Below are 6,059 nucleotides of genomic sequence, written 5' to 3'. Positions count from 1 at the left end.
TGAATTTTACTTCAGTTAGTCACTCTTCAAGACTTGATATTTTTTTGCATCCGAAGATGCTGGATATCGTCTTGTGGAGTGCCCACACAGATTGTCTGATAAATTGTTAAAGAGCAGTGAGTTAGGCGCTTTCGCTTGCTAACTCGAGGTGGCGTATATTACGCTTTCCTCTTTCAGAGTCAACCCTAATTTTCAGGATTTTTTCTCTGCGACCCCCGGATACTCTGTGAAGTTGTTCACATGTTCCGTGTCGATGGAGGCGCATTATAGGGAGTTCCTCGCAGGCCGCAACAGGTATTTTCCGCAAAAACGATCGTTCGCTGCATTCCACAGCAAAACCCCGCCTTATACCCACTTGCACACAGTGTTATCCACAGATGCGATTTGCACGGAAAATTTACGAGCGCCACGCAAACGTTTTCGCTACAATTCCCCGCGACGAAACGATCCCCTTTTTATGGGGGCGCTACCTGAATATGCGCCTGCCCCTCCCTTTATAAGGCAAAAACCTTTCCTTATAGAGAGAACGAGGTGGACATTCACGTAACGCTCTTTAATTGCGACTCAAAGCCAAGGGATAAAACCATGCAACAACCTCGTCCAATCCGCCGGGCCCTGCTCAGCGTGTCTGACAAAGCCGGTATCGTTGAATTCGCCGAAGCGCTTTCCCAGCGCGGCGTTGAACTGCTCTCCACCGGCGGTACCGCTCGCCTGCTGGCAGACGCCGGTCTGCCCGTTACCGAAGTTTCCGACTACACCGGCTTCCCGGAGATGATGGACGGACGAGTAAAGACCCTGCACCCGAAAGTTCACGGCGGTATTCTCGGCCGCCGCGGACAGGACGACGCCGTCATGACTCAGCATGACATCCAGCCTATCGACATGGTGGTCGTCAATCTGTACCCGTTCGCCCAAACCGTGGCGCGCCCGGATTGCTCGCTGGAAGACGCGGTCGAGAATATCGATATCGGCGGCCCGACCATGGTGCGCTCCGCCGCCAAGAACCATAAAGACGTCGCCATCGTGGTGAAGAGCAGCGACTACGCCGCCATCATTACCGAGATGGACAACAACGACGGCTCGCTGCGCTATGCCACCCGCTTCGATCTCGCCATCAAGGCCTTCGAGCACACCGCCGCCTACGACAGCATGATCGCCAACTACTTCGGCGCGCTGGTGCCGGCGTACCATGGCGAGACCGAGCAGCCGTCCGGCCGCTTCCCGCGCACCCTGAACCTCAACTACATCAAGAAGCAGGATATGCGCTACGGTGAGAACAGCCACCAGCAGGCCGCCTTCTATATAGAAGAAGAGGTAAAGGAAGCGTCCGTCGCGACCGCCGAGCAGCTGCAGGGCAAAGCGCTGTCTTATAACAACATCGCCGATACCGACGCCGCGCTGGAATGCGTGAAAGAGTTCGCCGAGCCGGCCTGCGTGATCGTCAAACACGCCAACCCTTGCGGCGTGGCGATCGGCGACGACATCCTGGCCGCCTACGAGCGCGCTTACCAAACCGACCCGACCTCCGCCTTTGGCGGCATCATCGCCTTTAACCGCGAGCTGGATGCCGCCACCGCGCAGGCGATCATCAGCCGCCAGTTCGTGGAAGTGATCATCGCGCCAAACGTCACCCAGGAAGCGCGCTCCCTGCTGGCCGCCAAGCAGAACGTGCGCGTGCTGGCCTGCGGCCAGTGGCAGCAACGCGTGGCAGGGCTGGACTTCAAGCGCGTCAACGGCGGCCTGCTGGTGCAGGATCGCGATCTGGGCATGGTAACCGCCGCCGATCTGCGTGTGGTATCCGAGCGTCAGCCGACCGAACAGGAACTGCGCGACGCGCTGTTCTGCTGGAAAGTGGCCAAGTTCGTGAAATCCAACGCCATCGTCTATGCACGTGACAACATGACCATCGGCATAGGCGCCGGCCAGATGAGCCGCGTTTACTCCGCCAAGATCGCCGGCATCAAAGCGGGCGACGAAGGGCTGGAAGTGAAAGGGTCTGCCATGGCCTCCGACGCCTTCTTCCCGTTCCGCGACGGCATCGATGCCGCGGCGGCGGTCGGCATCACCTGCGTGATCCAGCCGGGCGGCTCGATCCGCGACGACGAAGTGATCGCCGCCGCCAACGAACACGGCATCGCCATGATCTTTACCGACATGCGTCACTTCCGCCATTAATTCCTTTTGCCGCGTGCGCTTCAGCGCACGCCATTCGTGGAGCCCCTGATGAACATTTTGATTATCGGCAACGGCGGGCGCGAGCACGCGCTGGCCTGGAAAGCCGCCCAGTCTCCGCTGGCGGACAAAGTCTACGTTGCGCCGGGCAATGCCGGCACCGCGCTGGAAGCCAATCTGGAAAACGTGGCGATCGCCGCCACCGACATCCCTGCCCTGGTCGCTTTCGCCCAGAGCCATGACATCGGTCTGACCATCGTCGGGCCGGAAGCGCCGCTGGTGATCGGCGTGGTCGATGCCTTCCAGGCCGCCGGTTTGAAAATCTTCGGCCCGTCGCAGGCCGCCGCGCAGCTCGAAGGCTCCAAAGCCTTCACCAAAGATTTCCTGGCGCGCCACCGCATCCCGACCGCCGAATATGAAAACTTTACCGAGGTGGAGCCGGCGCTGGCCTATGTGCGCCGCAAAGGCGCACCGATCGTCATCAAGGCCGATGGCCTGGCGGCCGGTAAAGGCGTGATCGTCGCGATGACGCTGCAGGAAGCGGAAGAAGCCGTGCGAGACATGCTGGCCGGCAACGCCTTCGGCGACGCCGGTCATCGCATCGTGGTGGAAGAGTTCCTCGACGGCGAAGAAGCCAGCTTCATCGTGATGGTCGACGGCGAGAACGTGGTGCCAATGGCCACCAGCCAGGACCACAAACGCGTCGGCGACGGCGACACCGGCCCGAACACCGGCGGCATGGGGGCTTACTCCCCGGCGCCGGTCGTGACCGACGAAATCCACCGGCGCGCCATGGATCAGGTGATCTGGCCGACGGTGCGCGGCATGGCGGCGGAAGGCAACACCTACGTCGGCTTCCTGTACGCCGGCCTGATGATCGCCGCCGATGGCCAGCCGAAGGTGATCGAATTCAACTGTCGTTTTGGCGATCCCGAAACCCAGCCGATCATGCTGCGCCTGCGCTCCGATCTGGTGGAGCTGTGCCTGGCGGGTGCCGAAGGCCGCCTGAACGAGAAAAGCTCCGACTGGGACGAACGCCCTGCGCTCGGCGTGGTGCTGGCGGCCGGCGGTTATCCGGGGGACTATCGCAACGGCGAAGTGATCCAGGGGTTGCCGCAGCAGGAAAGCGCCGACGGCAAGGTCTTCCATGCCGGTACACGCCTGCAGGGCGATGACGTCGTCACCAGCGGCGGCCGCGTGCTGTGCGTAACGGCGCTGGGCGACACCGTGGCACAGGCGCAGCAACGCGCCTACCAGCTGGCGGAAGGCATTCAGTGGCCGGGCAGCTTCTGCCGCAAAGACATCGGTTATCGCGCGATTGCGCGTGGCAAGTGATTTGGCCGTCTAAGGTCATGATGGGAGGCTCCGCAGCGCGGGGCCTTTTTTACAGCTGGTCTTCTTTCGGTTCCCAGCTGCAGAAGTCGTCGTTCGCCACCAGCAGCAGTTCGCTGCCTTCGGGCGCTTCCAGCCAGGCGACGCTCACCGGCCGGCTACTGCTTCGGGCGCGTTTCTCGATCCAAACGATGGAGGCGGCATCCAGCCCCGGTTTCATGCGTTGGCCGTTGCAGGTTTGCACCTCGCCCTGCATCCAGTGCCCCTGCAGCAATTTCACCTTGCCGGCGCGCAGCGCATTGCTCACTTCAAGGATACGCCGCGCCTGATATTGGTACAGAGCGATTTCATCGCTGGTCAGCGGTTCGCGGCGTGTCGCCAGCTGGCGCTGCATAAAACTCACCGTGCCGTCGTCGGCAAAGCGCAGCTGAATGGAATCTCGATCGCCGTCGGCGTCGTTGCGTTTGATTTGGCGCAGCACGTCGCCCTGATAGGTGTACAGCGTGGTGATGGTACCCGGACCGCGGTAAGGGCTGTAGACGCTGACCAACACCTGCGGACGATGTTGCTCATCGTCTTTACGCCACAGGCGTATCACACCCTGATCGGCCACGAAGCCGCTGGCGGTAAAGCTGGGGATATCGGAATGGAAACTGCAGGCGCTCAGGCCGACGGCGATGCCAACGGCCATGAGCGCCCGACGAGCAAACAAAAGGGGCGCCATCACCCCCCTGTTTATTCTTTTCACCGAGGCGCGGTCTTATTTAACAGCGTCTTTCAGTGCTTTGCCAGAAACGAACGCAGGCACGTTGGCTGCTGCGATTTTGATTTCTTTGCCAGTCTGTGGGTTGCGGCCAGTGCGCTCGCTACGATGGTTTACTTTGAAAGTACCGAAGCCAACCAATTGTACTGCATCACCTTCTTTCAGAGACTCAGTAATAGCAGCCAGGGTGGATTCCAGAGCCAGTTTAGCTTGTGCTTTGGAAAGGTCAGCCTTGTCCGCGATTACATCAATCAGTTGAGTCTTGTTCATAAGTTATCCTTACAGTGTGTTTATCGTTTGCAAAGCATCGAGTGCGACGGATATGCCGATTGACAGCACTCTCCTGCATACACGCACCGATAGCCACTTTTTTTACGCCCCCCAAATGTAGACCAGACAGGGTGCGGATGTGAAGCCTTAAGGCATGACAAATCAGGCGTTAAATCACGTTTTGTTGCCTTATTGCGCTAAATTTATCCCGATGTTGCTGACACCGGCCTCTCGCAGGTCGGATCGCAGCCCCTTGATCAGGTCTATATCGCGCTCTTCACAGGCGTCCAACAGGCGGAAAATTTCCCATTGAATGTCCCATTCTTCCTCTACCGCAGGCAAACTTTCCAACTCTTCGTCGGTCATTTCCTTACCGGCTTGGGTCATTTCCAACATCGCCACGGTGCGAATCGATGTTTCGCTGATGGCAATGGCGTGCTCCAGCGTCTCCCCGCCGAGCCGCGAATGGATCAGTTCCCCTAATGCGATACAGGCATCAATTGCCGGGTAAACGCCGTAAAGATCGTAATCTTCCGCCGACGGAATCGCCTCTTCCAACTTCTCGAGCTGGCTGTCGAAGTTGACCTTGGCGTCCTTCACCACCAGCGTTTCCCACACCAAATCCAGAATGCGGCGATAAACCGCCGGATCGCCGAACTCGGTCTGTTTGCAGAACATCTGGTAATTCGGGTACATACGCTCGCACAAACTGGCCATAAAGGTCAAATGTTGCCAGGCCTCGAGCCGTTCCAGACGTAAATGAATCGGGTTACGTAGCATGCTTTACTCTCTTACGCGTTATCTGCGGCGCAGTGTACCCGAAATCGCTCATGGCGACACCTCCGGATGCTGCTGCAACCAACGCTGAAACGCCGGACGGCGCGATGCGATGGCGTCGGCCCAACGGGTCGGCTCCGGTAAACGGTAGCCCGCCATACAGCGTTGCACCCACCCCAGCGCACTGTCGGCGCTCACGCGATGGCCGGTAGAGATGAACAGCGGGTTGCAACGCGCCTTGCTGCGCCACACCCAGCCCAGCGGTTCACCCTTATCTTCCAGCGGCGCCAGCGCGCCGACGGCGGCGTCCAGCGGCGCGAATTTGCCGCACAGGCGCTTCTTGGCCACGCCGATGGTCGGCACATCGACCAGCAGGCCGAAATGGCTGGCGACGCCGAGACGCCGCGGATGCGAAATGCCATGCCCATCGACGAAGATCAGCCCCGGTTTCTGCTGCAGCTGCCCCCAGGCGGCCAACAGCGCCGGGTATTCGCGAAACGACAGGAAGCCCGGGATGTAGGGCATGACGGTGGCGATGCGCGCCACCTGATACTCCACCAGCTCCAGCGACGGATAGCGCAGAATGGCGATGGCGGCGCGCGTCACCGCCCCTTCTTGCTCGAAGCCCACGTCGGCGCCGGCGATGAAAGTCGGCGGTTCGGCCGGCAGATCGTCGTAGCGAATGACTTCAGCCGCGCGCCGCAGCTGTTCGGCGCGCAGGGCCGCCATATCGGTCACATCGGAT

The 6,059-nt window shown here is 60.0% G+C and carries 6 protein-coding genes; 2 read left to right on the top strand and 4 right to left on the bottom strand.

Annotated features, from left to right (window positions below; genetic code table 11):
* The first annotated feature begins 585 nt into the window (after nt 1-585).
* Both purH and purD read left to right on the top strand, forming a co-directional pair.
* Nucleotides 586-2,175, top strand: coding sequence for a bifunctional phosphoribosylaminoimidazolecarboxamide formyltransferase/IMP cyclohydrolase (gene purH, locus ACJ8HN_RS23910; protein WP_049234649.1), 1,590 nt, complete (start codon nt 586-588; stop codon nt 2,173-2,175).
* A gap of 48 nt (nt 2,176-2,223) precedes the next feature.
* Nucleotides 2,224-3,507: a phosphoribosylamine--glycine ligase gene (gene purD / locus ACJ8HN_RS23905; RefSeq protein ID WP_033636738.1), complete on the top strand. Its 1,284-nt coding sequence runs from the start codon at nt 2,224-2,226 to the stop codon at nt 3,505-3,507.
* A gap of 49 nt (nt 3,508-3,556) precedes the next feature.
* Here purD and ACJ8HN_RS23900 read toward each other — a convergent pair whose 3' ends face one another.
* The 4 genes from ACJ8HN_RS23900 to nfi all read right to left on the bottom strand — a co-directional run bounded on the left by ACJ8HN_RS23900 (nt 3,557) and on the right by nfi (nt 6,052).
* On the bottom strand, nt 3,557-4,228 hold the full coding sequence (locus ACJ8HN_RS23900) for a DUF1481 domain-containing protein (RefSeq protein ID WP_342125249.1): 672 nt from the start codon (nt 4,226-4,228) through the stop codon (nt 3,557-3,559).
* Nucleotides 4,229-4,264: 36 nt separating this feature from the next.
* The gene (gene hupA / locus ACJ8HN_RS23895; RefSeq protein ID WP_004929874.1) at nt 4,265-4,537 is read right to left on the bottom strand and encodes a nucleoid-associated protein HU-alpha; all 273 of its coding nucleotides are present in this window, start codon (nt 4,535-4,537) and stop codon (nt 4,265-4,267) included.
* A 189-nt stretch (nt 4,538-4,726) separates the two neighbouring features.
* Nucleotides 4,727-5,317 carry a YjaG family protein gene (locus tag ACJ8HN_RS23890; protein WP_025160203.1) on the bottom strand — a complete coding sequence of 197 codons (591 nt, stop codon included), beginning with the start codon at nt 5,315-5,317 and terminating at the stop codon, nt 4,727-4,729.
* A 48-nt stretch (nt 5,318-5,365) separates the two neighbouring features.
* A complete protein-coding gene (nfi, locus tag ACJ8HN_RS23885) occupies nt 5,366-6,052 on the bottom strand; it encodes a deoxyribonuclease V (protein ID WP_442524038.1) in 687 nt (228 codons plus the stop codon).
* Between the last annotated feature and the right edge of the window lie 7 nt (nt 6,053-6,059).

Source organism: Serratia sp. CY29653 (assembly GCF_052169255.1).
Taxonomy (GTDB): Bacteria; Pseudomonadota; Gammaproteobacteria; order Enterobacterales; family Enterobacteriaceae; genus Serratia; species Serratia sarumanii.
The sequence above is the reverse complement of the archived record's forward strand: the minus strand, read 5'-3'. Positions and strand labels throughout refer to the sequence as shown.